The organism is Thermospira aquatica (genome assembly GCF_023525255.1).
In the GTDB taxonomy this organism is placed as follows: Bacteria; Spirochaetota; Brevinematia; order Brevinematales; family Thermospiraceae; genus Thermospira; species Thermospira aquatica.
Window position 1 is genome coordinate 1,886,499 of the sequence record NZ_CP073355.1, and the last position, 17,465, is coordinate 1,903,963.

The window sequence follows — 17,465 nt, forward strand, 5'->3', positions numbered from 1 at the left end:
AAAAGAAAATGAATTTATAATGAATTTTTGTTTTTTATATTTTACAAAAAAGTTTTACTTTTTAAACATTAGGAAATTGAGTTTTTTCTTTTTTTTCCGATACTTTTAAAAAACGGAGTAGGACAGTGATACCAGTATACAGTGAGATCAGTAACAGAGACAGGGATTTTTTAAAAATTCCAAAAGAGATCTCTGTTGTTCTTTATCTTCGTCCGTTGGCTCATCCTGTGGATACCCTGAATAGTCTGTATGCCTTGCTTCGGGGGCACGATGATAGGGAACTCATCCTGATTGCAGAGGAGAAAGATGCCTATCAGTATGATAGTCTCATGGAACGTTTCCCGGTTCTCCGTGTAATTTTCCCTGAGGAATCGCTCTCTTTCAGTCAGGTGGTACGTATCGGATGTGAGGAGAGCTTTTCGAGGATGGTGGTTTTTCTGGATGATCTGGTGCGGATGGAAACGTTGCCAGGAGAGATTTTTTCTCTCTATTTTGACGAACCGCAATGTGGTATGATTGTTCCCCAGTGGGTTTCTGAACAGGGGGAAAATATTGCCTCTCAGCTAAAGCTTCAGGAAAAGAATGGTTTTTTTTCAACATTTTTAGAAGACAGGATCCAGAATGCCTTATCTGTTTTTTCTCCGTTGTCTTTTTGTTTTGCTATTGATAAAGAGAAGTTTTTGTCGGGTTCTTTTGAGATTTGGGAGTATGATAATCCTTTGTATACGTATGCCGAGTTGGGTTGGCGAATGTGGAAACAGGGCTTGAGGGTTATTCATGTGCGTCAGTGGAAAACATTCTTTGAAATCGAGAGAAAAGGGGAAATGGCTTTTTCAGATGAGGATGAGGAATATCTTCTTTTCCACGTACGGAATATCTCTGATCGAAAGCTGGTGAAAAAACAGCAGCGACTTTTGTTTTCGCTTTTTTTGCGAGATTTTTTGAGTTTTCGATGGAAACAAGCCCAGAAATTTTGGTACTTTTTTCAAAGTCGAAAAAAATTTTCTGAAGAAATGGCGTCTTTCCCCCTTGAGGATCTTGAAATTTTATCGATAATAAATAATGAGAAAGCATAGGAGGAAAACTATGCGAAAAATTGATGTGATTCTCCAGGCTCGTCTGGATTCAGAGCGTTTACCAAGAAAGGTCTTAGCCCTTATTGAAGGAAAACCGCTCATCGCTCATATTGTGGAAAGATTGAGACTTTCTCAATATGCTCGTCGTATTATTGTAGCGACAACGGCAGATTCGTATCCTGCTCTTCATGAAGCTCTTAAACCTTACCCTGAAGTGCATTTTTTCATCGGTAGTAAGCCCAACGTTCTTGAACGTTACTATATGGCGATGATGTTTTTTGAGAGTGATATTGTCGTACGGGCGACGGGAGACAACCCTCTTGTTTCTCCAGAATTTATGGATATGGCTATTGAGTACCACATGGAAAGTTCAGCGGATTTGACACATTATCTGGGCATTCCTCTTGGCACAGGGGTTGAGGTTATTTCTCGTTCAGCTATAGAGACGGCTTATAAGAATGCAAAAACAGATTACGAAAAAGAACATGTCACTCCTTTTCTTTACAAGAATAGAGATTCCTTTTCTATCCTTGAGCCGGTGTCAACAGGTTTTTACTATGCCCCTGAAATTCGGGTAACGGTGGATACCTATGAGGATCTCCAGCGTGTGAGGGAGGCATTTGCCTATTATCGGGGAAAACCTTTTATTTCTATGGAAGACATTATTCGTTATTTTATCAGAAAGGAATCAGAAGAGGCTCATCTTGCTTTAGCTCGAGCAAGCATGTAAAAAATTTGAAAAGGGAAAAGATTTAAGCCGATGGAATATTTCTGTCGGCTTTTTTTGTTGCCTTTTTTTGCGCTTTCAAAACATTCCAGGAAAATCCCCGTACCGTGAGAACAGAAAAAGTCCACAGAAGAGAACGAAAAGACACATGGTGAGTCCCTGCTATATGTGGAATCTTGGGTAAAAAGAGGAAGGCAACCAGAAAGCGCATCATACCACTGGTCAAAAACACAACATGATAAGGAGAAAAAGAAAGCGGGAAGTTTGACGCGATGGTGATAATCCTATCTCCAAGCATAGCACCAGTTATATAGGCAAGAGCGTTCACGGAGTTCAGAAGAATACTGTACTTCATACGAGATCTCTCCGGGGTAAGGTCATAAAGAGTATTGAAGGCACTCAGATCAAAAACAGCCCAGAGAAAACCAGAGAGTATTTGAACAAAAACAATAAATTCCACTTTTGGAGAAAGCATCCAGAGAATGGGGAGTGTGCCGAGGAAAGTTGCAGAAAAAGAGAGAACATTTCGGTTGCCATAGAGATCGCATATTTTTCCCCATACAGGCATTGTAAGAGCTTTGACAAGCATGGGGATAGCAAGTACATAGGTAAATGTCCAGTAAGAAAAGTGTAATTCCTGGAGCATATAGGGGGTAAAATAGGGGCCTGAGATAAAAACGGCGGTATTCATCAGGACACTGACATCAGGTAGCCAAAGAAGGGACTTTTAGGGAGGTTTTTGAGGATGCGTCTGTGTTGAGAAGAAGCGCTTAAAAGTGGTGGGGGAGGTGGAGCTTTGGCATCATCAACCTGGAGAAGATACCAATACGAAAAAAGCCTGGACACAAAAGCAAGTCCAAACAATATTCCATATCCAAACCATACAAGGTTTTGCTGATCCATGAACTGAAGGATCAGTCCTCCTATGAGAAAAGAGAACAGGGAAAAGAAACCGGTGATACTATTTCGTATGCCATAATATCTTCCCCGGAGTTTTTCGGGCACGAGGTATCCCATCCATTCGATCCATGCCGGGACCACAATCATACCAAGGGTAAAGTAGAGCGTGACGCTGAGAAGAATTAAAGCGATTCCATAACTTCTTGGTAAAAGCATCCCGAGGGTGATAGGGATATAGAAAAAAGCCTGAAAAAGCACAAGAGTGCTTACCATACGTTTTCGACTTTTAAAGAATCTCACCGCCTGGATGCTGAGAAGCTGGGTAAGTGAACCCATGGTTTGTGGGAGAGAGCCAATGAGACCGATAACAAAATGACTTGCCTGGAGGGCAACGACATAAGCACCAAAAAACGATTCACCAAATCCCACCATCATTGTGTAGAAACAGCCGTCAATCACTGATGCTCGAAGTGAAGAAGAAAGGCCCTTTTTTTTGGCTCGAGAAGAAGACAAAGGTTTTGTTAATTCCATATGATAAATTATAAAGGAAAACAAGAAAAAAAGCAAAAGAGGGGAGAGAGTATTCTTATATCCTTCTCATAAAATATATTCATAAGAAAAAAGGAGGGGAATGACCCCCTCCTTTGATTTTTTAGCTCAGGAGTTCTTCGTAGTCTTGAACCGTTCCATTGTCAAGACAACACTCAATAATATGGCGACCTACTGATGAGAGATCTCGTGTGAGAAACTGCTGGAGCTCACTCTTGAAAAATTCTTCGAGCATGGCAGCACCTTTGTCATACGTTTCATCACCAACATCGGGCTGGAGGTTCACCTGCAAAAGACTTTTTGGTATGTAAACACCCTCAAATTTCATATACTCGAGCGCGTATCCTAACAGAGAACACCGAGCTGGAACGAGTTGAGATGACTTGATGCGAGCGCTTCCTCGTTTTGCGAGATACTCTCTGACAACCCACTCTGGCATAAATCCTACTTCGTAGGCACCAATATGCTGGTTGGGAATAAGCAGATAAAGGGTATCCGTATAATCCTGAAATTGTTCTAACAAAAGATTGGCGTGTCGTACCATTTTTCCTGTCGCAAATGGCCAGAAAGAACCCACACCTTCACTCGAAAGGGCTTTCATGTTTCCGCTGATACTGGGGTTAGCATGTCCCCGAGGACTTACGAGTCTCCAGAGCCACGCGAGGGCGGGGGGAAGTACGTGAGCTACACCGATGATGCCATATGATGGCGCATCGTCAAAACAGGGTGGAGTACGTACACCAAATGATCGTACATCGACAGCGGTAGCCTGATCAATGACATCTGGAATAAGTCGTTTGGGTAAAATAACGCGGGGATTGGGGCATTTTTTCCCAGGAGCGTCTTCGATATGTTCCCATATGAGGGCAGTAGAATTTGGAACAGCATCGATATTGAGAAATACCAATGGTTCACTGGGTTCGGTACAGATTTTTTCGAGATGGGGATCAGTACCATAATGGGGAATGTTATCAACCCGAACAAACCAACCCTCTTCGGCATCTTTAATAATCATCTTTTTATGATTTTTTTGAAACTTTGGGTGTACCATAGTCATATCATCGGTCAGAGGCTTCAGATCACACGATTCGTTCAATTCAAGATAGATTTTATCCTGAGTTCGCATATGCGTAGCGAGAACGATCTTGTTATCTTTTTCTCGACGAATTTGCTGGTGGAGCTCACTTTTTCCCCCACCAGAGGCCCCTTCGTGGAGCATGACGAGTTCGTTATCATAAGGAGTAATAACCTTGACTGAAGAAGCGTGGATGGTAAGCCATCCTTCCTTTTCACCAATATCGAGGAGGACACTGTACACTCCCTTTTTGGCACTGGGACCAGGGTAAAGGTTGTAAGAAAACACCTCATGGATATGGTGAAGTCTGTTGTGTACAACGATCTGTTTGCCATCAAAGTGGGAATATCGGAAAGTTGGTGCAACGTACACAACAGCCATGGGACGAAAATCTTTGGGAAGACTGTCAAAGGGTATAAATCCCTGAATATCCCCTAACATGAGAGCAAAAAAGGCCGCGTTTTTCGGAACAATGACCAACGAGTAGTAATCGAGAGAGTTGTCACCACTGATAAATGGCATGATAAGAAGCTCTTGTTGGGAAAGCCATTCAAAAGTAGCATTGCGAAGTTCACTGAAAGGTTTGCCATATTTCTCTTCGTAGGTGGGTTTGTCCGTTTCTTCCTCATCTCCAATGACCATGCTATTGGGATCGCGGCGTCTCATGTACGGATCGGGGTAGTTGATGACAATACCGTTTTTACATCGGGTCACAGTAGCTTCAATTACTTCCTGAACAGGTGTTGTATTTTCAACAGTGTAACGAACTTCATAAAAATTATTCTCTTTTCCACCAAGGGAGAGTTCGATAAGCTCTTCTCTGGTGTTGAATGTGGTTATTCCCGGTGACTTGTGAAGAATCTCTACCACATCTTTTGGTAGGTGCAAACGGTGAAGAATGTCTTTCATGTGCACTCCTTGATATGAGTTGTTTTGATTTTACTCTTCTAGTAAAACCTAACTATTATAAAGTAAATGGGTTTCTTTTTCAATTTTTTGCGTATTTTTTTGAAGAGTTGTATTTTTTCCTGGTAAAAAATAAGAGAAATATTTCCAAGAAAGTGAAAACCATGAAATATTTGCGAAAAAATCTTTTTTGCTACACACTATATCTCCCTTTTTGAAGGGCAAAGAATGACAAGGAGGAAAACTATGATGAAGCGTTTTCTGTGTGCGCCTGGGCCGACGGCTGTTCCCAGTGAAGTGCTGGTAGAAATGGCGCGACCACTCATGCACCACAGGACCCCTCAGTTCTCTGAAGTTGTAGCAGAGAACGCAGAAATGCTGAAGAAGGTATTCAAGACATCGTCTCCGGTATTGACGTTGACGGCATCGGGGACGGGGGGTATGGAGGCATCGATTACGAATTTTATGTCACCTGGGGATACGATTATAGTACTCTCTGCGGGGAAGTTTGGGGAGAGGTTTGCTGAGATAGGGAGGGCGTATGGTCTGAATGTTGTAGAACTGAAGGCGGAGTATGGGAAAGACATTAAAGCGGAAGAGGTGAGGGAAGCGCTGAAGAAGTATCCTGAGGCGAAAGGGGTGTATACGGAGTACAGTGAAACTTCGACGGCGGTTGCTTTTGATGTGAAGGGTATAGCGAGTGTGGTGAGGGAGACGTCTGCCATCATGGTGGTGGATGGGATTACGGCGATTGGTGCGATGGAGTTTGAGATGGACGAGTGGGGTGTAGATGTAGCGATTGCTGGTGCGCAGAAGTCGTTTATGATACCGGCGGGTTTAGCGTTTGTTGCGTACTCTTCGAAGGCTGAGAAGCTGATGAAGGAGGCGAAGCTACCACGTTTTTACTTTGATTTAGCCAAAGAGAGGAAAAATCTTGAGAAGAAGACGACAGCGTGGACGCCTGCCATTAGTCTTTTTATGGGGCTTAATGTAGCGCTGAAGATGATGCTTGAGGAAGGCATGGAGAATGTGATCAAGCGGCATTATCTTGTAGCGGAGACGTTTCGTCAGGCTGTCCAGGCGATAGGGCTTCATTTGTTTGCGGATGTACCGAATGTACGTCCTTCGGATTCGGTGACAGCGATTCGAGTGCCTGAGGGTGTGGATGGTGCAAAGATTCCGGCGTATATGAGGAACAAGTATGGTGTGACGATTGCTGGAGGCCAGGGTTCGATGAAAGGGAAGATCTTTCGCCTTGGGCATCTTGGGTATGTGGATAAGTCGGATATTGTGGTTGAGCTTCAGGCGATGGAATTAGCGTTGAAGGAGCTCGGGTATACGTTTGAGCTTGGCAAGTCTGTGGCGGCTGCGCAGGAGTATATTCTCAAAAACTTTCCTGTGCCAAACGTGGCTGTCTCTGAGGCAGGAGACTGATATCGAAACCAAAAACCCTCCCGTTAAGGGAGGGTTTTTTTAGTCTTTACCCAGAGAGACCGAAGAAGTAAAATTATCGATCTTTTTGAACTTTCTATCGTTTTTTGGCTCCCATGAAAAGCTAGACGATTTTTTGTTCTCTCTTTATCATATGTTTATCATTCGTTATCTCTTTTTGGATATTTGACATACTCCTTGTGACGAGAGATCACTCTTGTCAGAAAGAAGGTGTTGAAAACTTTTATTCCTCTGATAGAAAACCACAGCGTAAGAACAAAGAGGAATAATACGTTTCTTTTCCTCTTCTGCCCAGAAGGAAATTTTTTCAAGGAGTTTTCCAGCGATTCCATGACCGCGAAGGTCTGGATGAACATAGGTGTGGGTAATAACAACTTCCCCTTCTTTCGAATATTCGTACTCTACCGCATATTCTTTACCATTGAGAGAACCAGAAAAACGCCTTAAAACGGGATTGTGTTCGATGGGAATCATTCTTTCACCTCCTCGAGACGCTTAAGAGTGTTTTCCACAAGGGTTGTGAGAAGATTTTGAATCTCTTCGTCTGAAACACTTAATCCCTTTGTCGAGATGGAGGCGAGTTTTGTGTTGAGAGGTATTTTTGCCAGGGTAATCATATCAGAAAGCTTTTCATCCCGTGGAAAGAAATCAATAGTGTTGCCACAGTGAGGACATATGACTCCCGACATGTTTTCCACTATTCCGAGAATGGGGACTTCCATAGCTTGGGCCATGGAAACAGATTTAGAGACAATCATAGAAACCATATCGTGGGGAGTTGTGACAACAACGAGTCCTGAAAGAGGAATTTTTTGCATGACGGTAAGTACGACATCGGCTGTTCCAGGAGGGAGATCCACGACAAGAAAATCAAGTTCTCCCCATATGACCTTTTCCCAAAACTGCATGATAGCCTGGTTAAGAAGAGGAGCACGCCAGATGAGAGGTTTATCTTCTTCTGGAAGAAGAAGATTCATGGAAACAAGTTTGATTCCCTGTTGGGTTTCAAAGGGAATAAGAAATTCACCCTCTGTTTTTATCTTTTTCTTTTTCAGTTGAAAGAGACGCGGCATACTGGCCCCCGTGAGATCAGCATCAAGAATACCCACACGGTATCCCCGCAGTTTGAGTGCAAGAGAGAGGAGGTAGCTAACCGTTGATTTTCCAACACCACCTTTTCCACTCATCACTCCGATCACATGGGTAATTTTATTATCAACTTTTTGTGAAGATGGTTGTTCCATAAAAAACTCCTTAATATATATTTTTAAATATAATTGTTTTTTGGCATTGTGTCAAGAAAATTGTGTCTAGTCATAGGATAACCTCGCTGTGAATATTTTCTTTGGTGTATGAGTGTTGCTCACGATAGAGTTGAAAGTAATACTCCCAATTTTTTAACTTTCTTTTTAAGAACTTCTCATTTTGGTATCTTAATAACAGGTAAAGATATTTCTCAGCTGAAGCCTCGCTTTGACACATTTCCATTGTTTTTAATCTCCTTTTAAGTTCTTTAAAGAGTCTTTCCAGGGCATTGTTTGTATACACCATGCTTCGTATTCCTTCAGGTAATTCCATGTAAGTGAATATATTCTCTCTTATTGTCAAGAGGTTATTCATTAAGTTGGGATAGATATTTTTCCATTTTTGTGTAAATTTCATAAACAATTGTTCTGCCTCCTGTTTGTCTTTGGCATGAAATACCTCTTTTATTTCAGTGGCAATGATATTTCTGTGTTGAACTCTCACTTTAGCCAGTATGTTTCTCATGACATGGACTACACAGGGCTGATACTTTGCGTGGGGATATATCTCTGTTATGACGTTTTTCATACCACTTAAGCCATCAGAGACAATAAAATGAATCTGTTTGACACCTCTTTCTCTTATATCTAGCAAAATTTCCCGCCAGTTATAAGCACTTTCCATGCCTCCTGGCAGGTAGTATCCTAAAATCTCCCGTCTTCCCTCAGGTGTAATGCCTATAGCTACATATATTGATTCATTTTCTACCCTGTCTCTCTTGATAGGAAACACCATAGCATCCAGAAATACCACGGCATATTCTTCCATGAGAGAGCGACTACGCCACTTCTGAATCTCTTCTATGCCTACCTGGCTTATCCTTGAGATGTTAGCATAAGAAATCTTTATTTCATAAAGCTCTTTTAAAACTTCTGCTATCTTCCTTGTTGACATTCCTGATATCAACATAGCCCTGATTAATGCATCTAAGTCTTCTGTGATGCGTTTGCGATAGGGAAGAAGGGCACTTTTAAATCCATTATCCCTTGTTCTTGGAACACGTATGGCTGTAAGCTCGCCAAAAGCTGTCTTTAAATCCCTTTCGTAAAAGCCATTGCCTTTTGTGGGAGGATTGTTTTCCAGGTAAATCTCTCTTTCCTCTTTTAACATACTCTCTAATACTTCCCCCGTTGCGTCAAATAAAAAAGTACTCGAAATTCGAATCATTGCCTCATAAAAAAAAGTACTCAAAAATTCCATACAGTTTCCTCCAAATTTTTGTTTTTTACATTCTTTTTCTTTTGAAGGCTGAAAAGTTTTCTCTGGCAAGCTGTAATTTTTTGTCTTAGGTGAAACAAATCGAGAGCCTTATAAAGCCTTGTTAGGCGTTCCTTTTGTGCCTCACTTACATAAGAGCTTTCTAAAAGCCGCTGGTAGGGAGTTTTAATATCATCATGCTTCTTTTGCACCTTGCTTCCGATTCTCTTTTTCTCTGTCATTTTCATAACCGGTTGAAAAAAGTTGGCATAAAGCCTGAGATACGCATAGAGTCGGTTCAAGTAGTAGACTTCTTCCTCGGTATCGTAGCGGAAGTATCCAACATTCTGGCGGACTATGGAATAGTTTTTCTGCTCAACGTAACAGTTATCATTGGAACGGGAGCTTCTCCCCCTTGTAAATTTTATCTGGTGCTTCTCACACCAATCGCGTAGAGGATGATTAATAAATTCAGCACCGGTATCAGAATCAATTCCCCGTAAATCAAAAGGAAGTCTTCCTTTGACTTTTTCTATGGCTTCTCTCACCCATTTTGAAGCTTTGTTTTTGATTGCCACAAGTTCTGTCCAACCGCTCCAAACATCCACCATATTTAATGTTTGAGCAAAATCTCCCGTATTTCCTCCCTCATGGGCTACCAGATCAATCTCCATGAACCCAGGGCAATTTTCATCCCACTCTGCCCACGTGCGTATAGCTATTTGTTGCTTTAATAGCGTTCCAGGCTTTGTACCTTTTCGTCCTTTTATCTCAAGCTTTTTACGCTCTTGTTTCAAAAGTCGGTCAATACTTGAGGCACTTATATGGCGCAAGTTTTCTATAGCCTGTGGAGAACCGTGGAGATGTCCGTTTGCTAAGAGATTATCTAAAACTTCATTTAAAATTGGCTTTAAGCGTTTGCCACACATGTAGTTTTCAATTTCCCAGACCTTTTTTAGAAGTTTTAGTTCCTCTTCGCCGAATTTTTTCTTTCTGCCAGGTCTTTTTCTTCCCTTCTTGCTATGTCGGCTTTAAGGTAATTTTTCTTGCCTACATATATGGTTTTTCCGTGCTGCCTCAAGAGCCTGGCGGCATAGTTTCGGTTTTTTAAACCTGTTATCCTCACAAAATAATCCAGTATCTCCATTTTTTCCTTTTTGCTGGCTTTTTGATATTGTTTTGCCGTTTCCCTGTAAATAGGTCTCCTTTCAAACATCGCTAACTCCACCTTTTACCTCCAGTTCTTTGAACTGGATTATTTTACACAAATTTAAAGTACTTTTTTATTTTGAAGCAACGTTCCCTTTTCGAGTACTTTTATTATGAAGCAATTCGCTTCCTTGACAATTGGTTTGAATAGCTCTAAAATATTCTTCGTCTCAATCATATCTGGCCTCCTGTGATAGTTTTATTTATATTATCACAGGAGGTTATCTTTTTCCTACCAGACACAATTAAGTATACACTGCCTTTTTTGGCTCATCACGGAATTTGGTGCATATAGAAGTTGTTGCATCTGAAAGGTTATTATAACCCTTTAAACTATCAAAAATGGAGGGTAACCAAACAGATGCAACAGTTAAATTATCTCACAGAACTTTTAGGATTTCAAGGTTTTTATGTATCGGGCATAGAGATAGATAATGAAGGTGATATAGAGAAGGTTATTATAACATTAGGAAGAGAGGGCAGATATATCTGTAGTGGCTGTGGTCGTGAGGTATCCAGCATACATAGCTCTTTTGAACAAGAGGTAAGACATTTACATTTATGGAGGTATTTAACTATTTTAAGATTCAAGAAGGTAAAGCTAAGGTGTCGTAGCTGTGGAGTAAAAGTAGAGAGGTTGGAGTTTTTAGAAAAGAATAAGAGGGTTACAAAGGAGCTAACCCATCAGGTTTCAGAGCTTTGCAAGGTGATGAGCGTAGAAGATGTTGCCACATTCGAGCATCTTCATTGGCAGACAGTGAAGGAAATGGACAAGAAGGCTATACAGAAGGCACAATCTGAGAGGTCATTGGAAGGCATTACAGTATTAGGGGTAGATGAGATATCAGTTGGCCGTGGGCATAACTACCTTCATCTGGTAAGCAGTCTTGATGGGCCAAAGGGTTCTGAGGTTTTGTATGTAGGGGAGGGTCGTAAGGAGGAGGATTTAAAGCCTTTCTGGAGGTGGTTTGGCAAAGACAGGGCGAAGAAGATAACCCATGGGGTAATGGATATGGCAAGGGGTTTTATCAATAGCTTTCGTGCCAATTGTCCATCCATCAAGATAATTTACGACAAGTTTCATGTAATGAGGCATTTACTTAATGCCTTAAATGAGGTAAGGAAGGCAGAGTTCAAGAGGGCTGGCAAAAAGATGAGGGGTCAACTGATGGGCAAGAAGTTTATTTTACTAAAGAGGATGGATAACTTAAAGGGGAAGGCAAGGAAGGCCCTCAAGGAGCTTCTCAGTGTCAATCGCAGGATATACAAGGCACATTTACTTAAGGAGAGTTTTGGGCAGTTATGGTCATACAAATACAAAGGTGCTGCAAGGAGGTTCTGGGATAACTGGAAGAAGCAATTGAAATGGCAGAGGCTTGAGCCCTATAAGAAATTTGCCAAGATGATTGACAATCACATAGATGGCATATTAGGGTATTGTGACAAGAAGGTCTCCCTTGGTTATATTGAGGGGACGAATCTTAAGGCAAAGAATATTATTCGAAGGGCATATGGTTATAGGGATAAAGAATACATGAAGCTAAAGATCATCCAAGGTTGTTCCTCTATAGGGGTCTTTAGACCATATCCTTATCCCCTGCACCATAATCCGGGATGAGCCTGTTTTTTTCTTTATCGTCAAAAAAAGACAATGGTTGTAAATGAGATAAATCCCGTTGCGTCAAATAAAAAAGTACTCGAAATTCGAATCATTGCCTCATAAAAAAAAGTACTCAAAAATTCCATACAGTTTCCTCCAAATTTTTGTTTTTTACATTCTTTTTCTTTTGAAGGCTGAAAAGTTTTCTCTGGCAAGCTGTAATTTTTTGTCTTAGGTGAAACAAATCGAGAGCCTTATAAAGCCTTGTTAGGCGTTCCTTTTGTGCCACACTTACATAAGAGCTTTCTAAAAGCCGTTGGTAGGAGTTTTAATATCATCATGCTTCTTTACCTTGCTTCCGATTCTCTTTTCTCTGTCATTTTCATAACCGGTTGAAAAAAGTTGGCATAAAGCCTGAGATACGCATAGAGTCGGTTCAAGTAGTAGACTTCTTCCTCGGTATCGTAGCGGAAGTATCCAACATTCTGGCGGACTATGGAATAGTTTTTCTGCTCAACGTAGCAGTTATCATTGGAACGGGAGCTTCTCCCCCTTGTAAATTTTATCTGGTGCTTCTCACACCAATCGCGTAGAGGATGATTAATAAATTCAGCACCGGTATCAGAATCAATTCCCCGTAAATCAAAAGGAAGTCTTCCTTTGACTTTTTCTATGGCTTCTCTTACCCATTTTGAAGCTTTGTTTTTGATTGCCACAAGTTCTGTCCAACCGCTCCAAACATCCACCATATTTAATGTTTGAGCAAAATCTCCCCGGCTATTTCCTCCCTCATGGGCAACCAGATCAATCTCCATAAAACCAGGGCAATTTTCATCCCACTCTGCCCACGTGCGTATAGCTATTTGTTGCTTTAATAGCGTTCCAGGCTTTGTACCTTTTCGTCCTTTTATCTCAAGCTTTTTACGCTCATGCTTCAAAAGTCGGTCAATACTTGAAGCACTTATATGGCGCAAGTTTTCTATAGCCTGTGGAGAACCGTGGAGATGTCCGTTTGCTAAGAGATTATCTAAAACTTCATTTAAAATTGGCTTTAAACGTTTGCCACACATGTAGTTTTCAATTTCCCAGACCTTTTTTAGAAGTTTTAGTTCCTCTTCGCCGAATTTTTTCTTTCTGCCAGGTCTTTTGCCCTTCTTGGCTATGTCGGCTTTAAGGTAATTTTTTTTGCCTACATATATGGTTTTTCCGTGCTGCCTCAAGAGCCTGGCGGCATAGTTTCGGTTTTTTAAACCTGTTATCCTCACAAAGTAATCCAGTATCTCCTTTTTCTCCTTTTTGCTGGCTTTTTGATACTCTTTCGCCGTTTCCCTGTAAATAGGTCTCCTTTCAAACATCGCTAACTCCACCTTGTACCTCCAGTTCTTTGAACTGGATTATTTTACACAAATTTAAAGTACTTTTTTATTTTGAAGCAACGTTCCCTTTTCGAGTACTTTTATTATGAAGCAATTCGTAAATTTGACTTTTTTTCTTCTTTTCCATTATAATTTAATGTATAACAAATTTATTCGATATCACAAAAATCGTTTATGCACAGTGCACTTTGATGACTTTCTTTTGTGCTTGACGCACAGGATGTGCATTCTTTAAAAAAATTCCCACAGACTTAAGATTGTGTTTAAGTTTAACTCAAAAAATATCGATATTTATGCCAGTTTGAAGAAATTTTTTCCTGGCATAAAGTTTGCTGCAAATTGTGTGGCGTAAAACCAAAAAGAGAGAGAAGGGGAAGATGAAAGAGCTTTTGGCTTTGTGGTGGGGAGAAGAACTAAAATATCAGCATCCGTTGAGTGAGGCTCTGCGTTCTCTTGAAGGAGAAGAGATTCTGCATTCTTTACGTTCTATTATTGTTGAAGGTCTAAGAAACCTGCGAACGACGGAACTCACAGAGCAACAGGCTTTATGGCGTTTTCGGCTGCATTTTCCGGTCCAGTTTGCGGGGGAGTATGAGTTGTCTTTTACGATGCAAAAGGTTGTGGGCAATACGACACTTTTTTTTATATGGGCAGATCTTCCAGAGCAGTTAAAGCAAATTCATTCTCTTATGAAACAGAAAGATGTTCTGGCTGCTTCTGCCCTTCAGATTCTTGATACTGTATCGAAAAATATTATTAACGAATCCTCGGCGAAGATCTCGGCCCAGCGTATTCTTCAAAAGATCTCAGAGCTTTTGGGAGCCCGAGCGGCTATTATGCGACTTTTTACTCATGGAAGATGGAACCACTATGCTTCGTATGGGTTGAACTCTCCGTATCTTGGTGAACATCATGAGATTTATGTTGAACATATTCCTTTTTATAAACGTTTGATCCGTGAACAGAGACTTCAGATTAGCGACAATCCACGTGAGGACCTTGGTGTTTTGACATCAGATTTAGAGCGGGTGGTTTCACCTCTTTGTATGGTGGTCAGTGTTCCCCTTATTAAGAATAAAACTGTTCGTGGTTTTATTAGTCTCGCGTTTGATGAACCGAAGCCAGTGTTGTATTTTATGACGGATGTGCTGGAGAATTTTGCCAATGAATTTGCGTTTATTCTTGAAAAAAATGAGTACTATCTGTACATTGTGGAGACGAGTGAACGTTTTAAGAAAATGAATATTGATATTGTAACATCGCTGGTCAATGCTACAGAAACCAGAGATAGTTATACCACAGGGCATTCCATACGTGTAGCAAGCTATGCCGTAGAACTTGCCAGACATCTTCACTGGGATGACTATGAACTTGAGAAACTCAATGTTGCCTCACTTCTTCACGATATTGGTAAGGTAGGTATCCCTGATGCAATTCTTCTGAAGCCGCTTCCTCTTAATGATATGGAATATTCGATTATGAAGCTTCATCCTGATTTTTCAGCTAATATCGTGGCGAAAGTTGAAAATCTTCAGGAAATTGTGCCGTGGATCCGTTTCCATCATGAATATATGGATGGAAGTGGGTATCCTTATGGATTGAAAGGGAAAGACATTCCCTTGGGGGCCCGGGTGATTGCTGTCGCCGATGCCTTTGATGCTATGACCTCTGATAGACCATATAGGAAAGCACTTCCTCTGGATCAGGTTGAGGATATCTTTAAAGAAGGATCAGGAAAACAGTGGGACGAGGAAATTGTGGCTCTGGCTATTCGTTACCTTGATGTGATTTATGAACGCTCTACCATGGTGAAAGAGAGCCAGCTTGAGGATTTTCGGCAGATGATGTTCCGATTGAATCTTCTCAATGGGCTTTATTTGTTTGAGTATCTCCATGAAGAGGTGGAAACACTTATTGCGAATAATATTCCTTTTGTTTTTGGGTTTTTAAAATTTCCTGAAAAACTTCATAGTTTTCCACACTCTTCTAAAAAGAAGATGGTGCATACTTTGACCGAAATGATTAAAAAAGAGCTTCATTATCCTATATTAGTAGGAAGAAAAAGCTATCTTCAGTTTGTATTTTTGGCTTCGCAGTATGATAAGCAGCTTTTGCAAGCACAGCTCAAGACACTTGTCTATCGTATCTATGATCGTGTGGACATGATGATTGATGTAGCTGTCTATGAGTATCCTCAGGAGAAGTACCTTGTTCCCGAGGTGTTTGATAATTTCACCTATCTTCGAGAGAATTCCAACTAAAAGAGTTTGCTTTTTTGGCCTTTGTTGCCTATACTAAATAGGCAAGGAGGTCACTATGTTCTCGGATAAGGAATTTCTTCAGCGTATCGTGGGGCGACTCTGTGATGAGGCTTCGTATGCCCAGCTTTATCATTATGCGTATAGGGATGTGCCTATGCCATCTGTGACTGAGCTTGAGGATATTCTTGAACTTTTGAGAGGGGTATTGTTTCCAGGATATTTTGGATCTTCGGAAGTGAATGCAGTCACTATGCCTTTTTATATTGGTTCAACGGTTACTGAGATATATAAAAGACTTACTGAACAGGTAAAACGAGGATTTTGTTTTGATTGTTCTGGAGAACAAAAGGTTTGTGGAGACTGTGAACGAAAAGCAATACATGTGGTGAAACAGTTTCTTGAGATGCTCCCCGATATTCGTCGGTTTCTTGCCACGGATGTGGAGGCTGCATACTATGGAGATCCCGCAGCGAAGAATAAAGGAGAAACAATTTTTTGTTATCCGAGTATTCTTGCCCTTTTTCACCATCGGGTAGCCCATGCCCTTTTGAAACTGGGGGTTCCTTTGATTCCTCGTATTATCTCAGAGATGGCGCACTCAAAAACGGGGATTGATATTCATCCAGGGGCAACCATAGGAGAGTATTTTTTTATTGATCATGGGACAGGGACGGTGATTGGGGAGACATGTATCATTGGAAAGAATGTTCGTCTCTATCAAGGGGTGACCCTTGGGGCAAAGAGTTTTCCTAAAGATGAGTATGGAAATCCTATCAAAGGAATACCGCGGCATCCCATTGTAGAGGATGATGTGATTATCTATTCTGGTGCCACGGTCCTGGGAAGGATTACTATCGGTCGGGGGGCAGTTATTGGGGGAAACGTGTGGGTTACAGAAGATGTCCCGGCAGGACAAAAGATTTTGCAAACTCAGCCAAGGGATGTCACTTTTGATCAGGGGGCAGGAATCTGATGCAGCGGTTTGAATGTTTGTATCCGATGCTTCTCAGGGATTTTGTAGCAGAACAGCTGGGAGTTTCTAAGAAAAAGGCAAAAGAGCTTCTTGATGCTAAAAGAGTATTTGTCAATAAACAGGTGGTTTGGATAGCAACCCATCAACTCCGACGGGGGGATAGGGTTGAGATTCATGAGGAGAAAAAGGTAGGTTTTGATCCCTCTCTTCTTCTTTTAGAGAATGAATGGATCCTTGCAGTCAATAAACCTGCAGGGATGGTTGTCACTGAGAAAACTGATTCTCTCGAATTTCAACTTCGACAGTGGTATAAAAATCGTCATCTGCGGGCAATTCATCGACTGGATAAAGACACCTCTGGGGTGGTGCTCTTTGGCAAAGAACAGGAGGTGGTAGACTTTTATCGAACGAGATGGGAAGAAGTTGTGGAGAAATACTATCTTGCTATCTGTCAGGGAGTGCTTCCTTTTAAACAGAAACAGCTTAAAGACTATCTGGAGCAGAAGCTTGCCGTGATGGATGTTGTAAAACTCAAAGAGGGTGATGATTATAGCCTTATTGGTGTAAGGCTCCATACGGGGCGGAAGCACCAGATTCGTATCCAGATGGCGAAGATTGGTTATCCACTGGTAGGAGATAGGCTCTACGGACCGAAAAAGCTCAAGAAAAGAGAACTTCGTGGAGCATCCCAGCAGTATCTTCATGCTTATGAAGTACGGGGGATTCTCCCATCGGGGGAGAATTTTCGCGTCGTAGCGCCTCTTCCTTCGGAAATGAAAGCTTTTATGAAGCGTCATCATCTCTTTGATGATGTGATCTGGGAGACAGAGTGTTGGTTTGATACTTTTATAGAATAACG

Annotated in this window: 15 protein-coding genes and 1 pseudogene; 7 read left to right on the top strand and 9 right to left on the bottom strand. The window is 41.3% G+C overall.

The window, feature by feature from the left end; translation table 11 throughout:
- Positions 1 to 125 precede the first annotated feature (125 nt).
- Positions 126 to 1,076, top strand: coding sequence for a hypothetical protein (locus tag KDW03_RS09145; RefSeq protein ID WP_271434778.1), 951 nt, complete (start codon positions 126 to 128; stop codon positions 1,074 to 1,076).
- A 10-nt stretch (positions 1,077 to 1,086) separates the two neighbouring features.
- On the top strand, positions 1,087 to 1,806 hold the full coding sequence (locus tag KDW03_RS09150; RefSeq protein WP_271434779.1) for a cytidylyltransferase domain-containing protein: 720 nt from the start codon (positions 1,087 to 1,089) through the stop codon (positions 1,804 to 1,806).
- Positions 1,807 to 1,828: 22 nt separating this feature from the next.
- On the opposite strand, the gene KDW03_RS09155 is transcribed toward KDW03_RS09150, so the two are convergent.
- The 3 genes from KDW03_RS09155 to KDW03_RS09165 form a co-directional block, all read right to left on the bottom strand.
- Positions 1,829 to 2,494, bottom strand: coding sequence for an MFS transporter (locus KDW03_RS09155; protein WP_271434780.1), 666 nt, complete (start codon positions 2,492 to 2,494; stop codon positions 1,829 to 1,831).
- Positions 2,494 to 3,234 carry an MFS transporter gene (locus KDW03_RS09160; RefSeq protein WP_271434781.1) on the bottom strand — a complete coding sequence of 247 codons (741 nt, stop codon included), beginning with the start codon at positions 3,232 to 3,234 and terminating at the stop codon, positions 2,494 to 2,496. The genes KDW03_RS09155 and KDW03_RS09160 overlap by 1 nt, the downstream gene beginning before the upstream one ends.
- A gap of 121 nt (positions 3,235 to 3,355) precedes the next feature.
- Positions 3,356 to 5,236, bottom strand: a complete 1,881-nt coding sequence (locus KDW03_RS09165) for a DUF4914 family protein (RefSeq protein WP_271434782.1) — start codon at positions 5,234 to 5,236, stop codon at positions 3,356 to 3,358.
- A gap of 243 nt (positions 5,237 to 5,479) precedes the next feature.
- Here KDW03_RS09165 and KDW03_RS09170 point away from each other — a divergent pair, with 243 nt between their 5' ends.
- Complete coding sequence (locus tag KDW03_RS09170; RefSeq protein WP_271434783.1) at positions 5,480 to 6,667, top strand: pyridoxal-phosphate-dependent aminotransferase family protein; 1,188 nt, start codon at positions 5,480 to 5,482, stop codon at positions 6,665 to 6,667.
- 165 nt (positions 6,668 to 6,832) lie between these two features.
- Here KDW03_RS09170 and KDW03_RS09175 read toward each other — a convergent pair whose 3' ends face one another.
- From KDW03_RS09175 to KDW03_RS09190, 4 genes and pseudogenes are all read right to left on the bottom strand, one after another.
- Complete coding sequence (locus KDW03_RS09175) at positions 6,833 to 7,159, bottom strand: GNAT family N-acetyltransferase (protein ID WP_271434784.1); 327 nt, start codon at positions 7,157 to 7,159, stop codon at positions 6,833 to 6,835.
- Complete coding sequence (locus KDW03_RS09180; RefSeq protein WP_271434785.1) at positions 7,156 to 7,929, bottom strand: Mrp/NBP35 family ATP-binding protein; 774 nt, start codon at positions 7,927 to 7,929, stop codon at positions 7,156 to 7,158. The genes KDW03_RS09175 and KDW03_RS09180 overlap by 4 nt, the downstream gene beginning before the upstream one ends.
- Positions 7,930 to 7,999: 70 nt before the next feature.
- The gene (locus tag KDW03_RS09185) at positions 8,000 to 9,190 is read right to left on the bottom strand and encodes an IS256 family transposase (protein ID WP_271434786.1); all 1,191 of its coding nucleotides are present in this window, start codon (positions 9,188 to 9,190) and stop codon (positions 8,000 to 8,002) included.
- Positions 9,178 to 10,403: pseudogene (locus KDW03_RS09190) on the bottom strand (integrase catalytic domain-containing protein). The gene KDW03_RS09185 and the pseudogene KDW03_RS09190 overlap by 13 nt, the downstream one beginning before the upstream one ends.
- Positions 10,404 to 10,757: 354 nt before the next feature.
- Here KDW03_RS09190 and KDW03_RS09195 point away from each other — a divergent pair.
- On the top strand, positions 10,758 to 12,014 hold the full coding sequence (locus tag KDW03_RS09195) for an ISL3 family transposase (RefSeq protein ID WP_271434787.1): 1,257 nt from the start codon (positions 10,758 to 10,760) through the stop codon (positions 12,012 to 12,014).
- A 115-nt stretch (positions 12,015 to 12,129) separates the two neighbouring features.
- Here the strand turns inward: KDW03_RS09195 and KDW03_RS12410 are convergent, their stop codons facing one another.
- Together KDW03_RS12410 and KDW03_RS09200 are read right to left on the bottom strand one after the other, a co-directional pair.
- Positions 12,130 to 12,285 carry a hypothetical protein gene (locus KDW03_RS12410; RefSeq protein WP_271434693.1) on the bottom strand — a complete coding sequence of 52 codons (156 nt, stop codon included), beginning with the start codon at positions 12,283 to 12,285 and terminating at the stop codon, positions 12,130 to 12,132.
- Between the two features lie 58 nt (positions 12,286 to 12,343).
- Positions 12,344 to 13,351 carry an integrase catalytic domain-containing protein gene (locus KDW03_RS09200; RefSeq protein WP_408648307.1) on the bottom strand — a complete coding sequence of 336 codons (1,008 nt, stop codon included), beginning with the start codon at positions 13,349 to 13,351 and terminating at the stop codon, positions 12,344 to 12,346.
- 398 nt (positions 13,352 to 13,749) lie between these two features.
- Between KDW03_RS09200 and KDW03_RS09205 the strand changes: the two genes are divergently transcribed.
- The 3 genes from KDW03_RS09205 to KDW03_RS09215 are packed head-to-tail and all read left to right on the top strand — an operon-like array spanning position 13,750 to position 17,463.
- The gene (locus tag KDW03_RS09205) at positions 13,750 to 15,633 is read left to right on the top strand and encodes an HD domain-containing phosphohydrolase (protein WP_271434788.1); all 1,884 of its coding nucleotides are present in this window, start codon (positions 13,750 to 13,752) and stop codon (positions 15,631 to 15,633) included.
- A gap of 55 nt (positions 15,634 to 15,688) precedes the next feature.
- Complete coding sequence (epsC, locus tag KDW03_RS09210) at positions 15,689 to 16,606, top strand: serine O-acetyltransferase EpsC (protein WP_271434789.1); 918 nt, start codon at positions 15,689 to 15,691, stop codon at positions 16,604 to 16,606.
- A complete protein-coding gene (locus KDW03_RS09215) occupies positions 16,606 to 17,463 on the top strand; it encodes an RluA family pseudouridine synthase (RefSeq protein ID WP_271434790.1) in 858 nt (285 codons plus the stop codon). Before epsC ends, KDW03_RS09215 begins: the two co-directional genes overlap by 1 nt.
- The last annotated feature ends 2 nt before the right edge of the window (positions 17,464 to 17,465 follow it).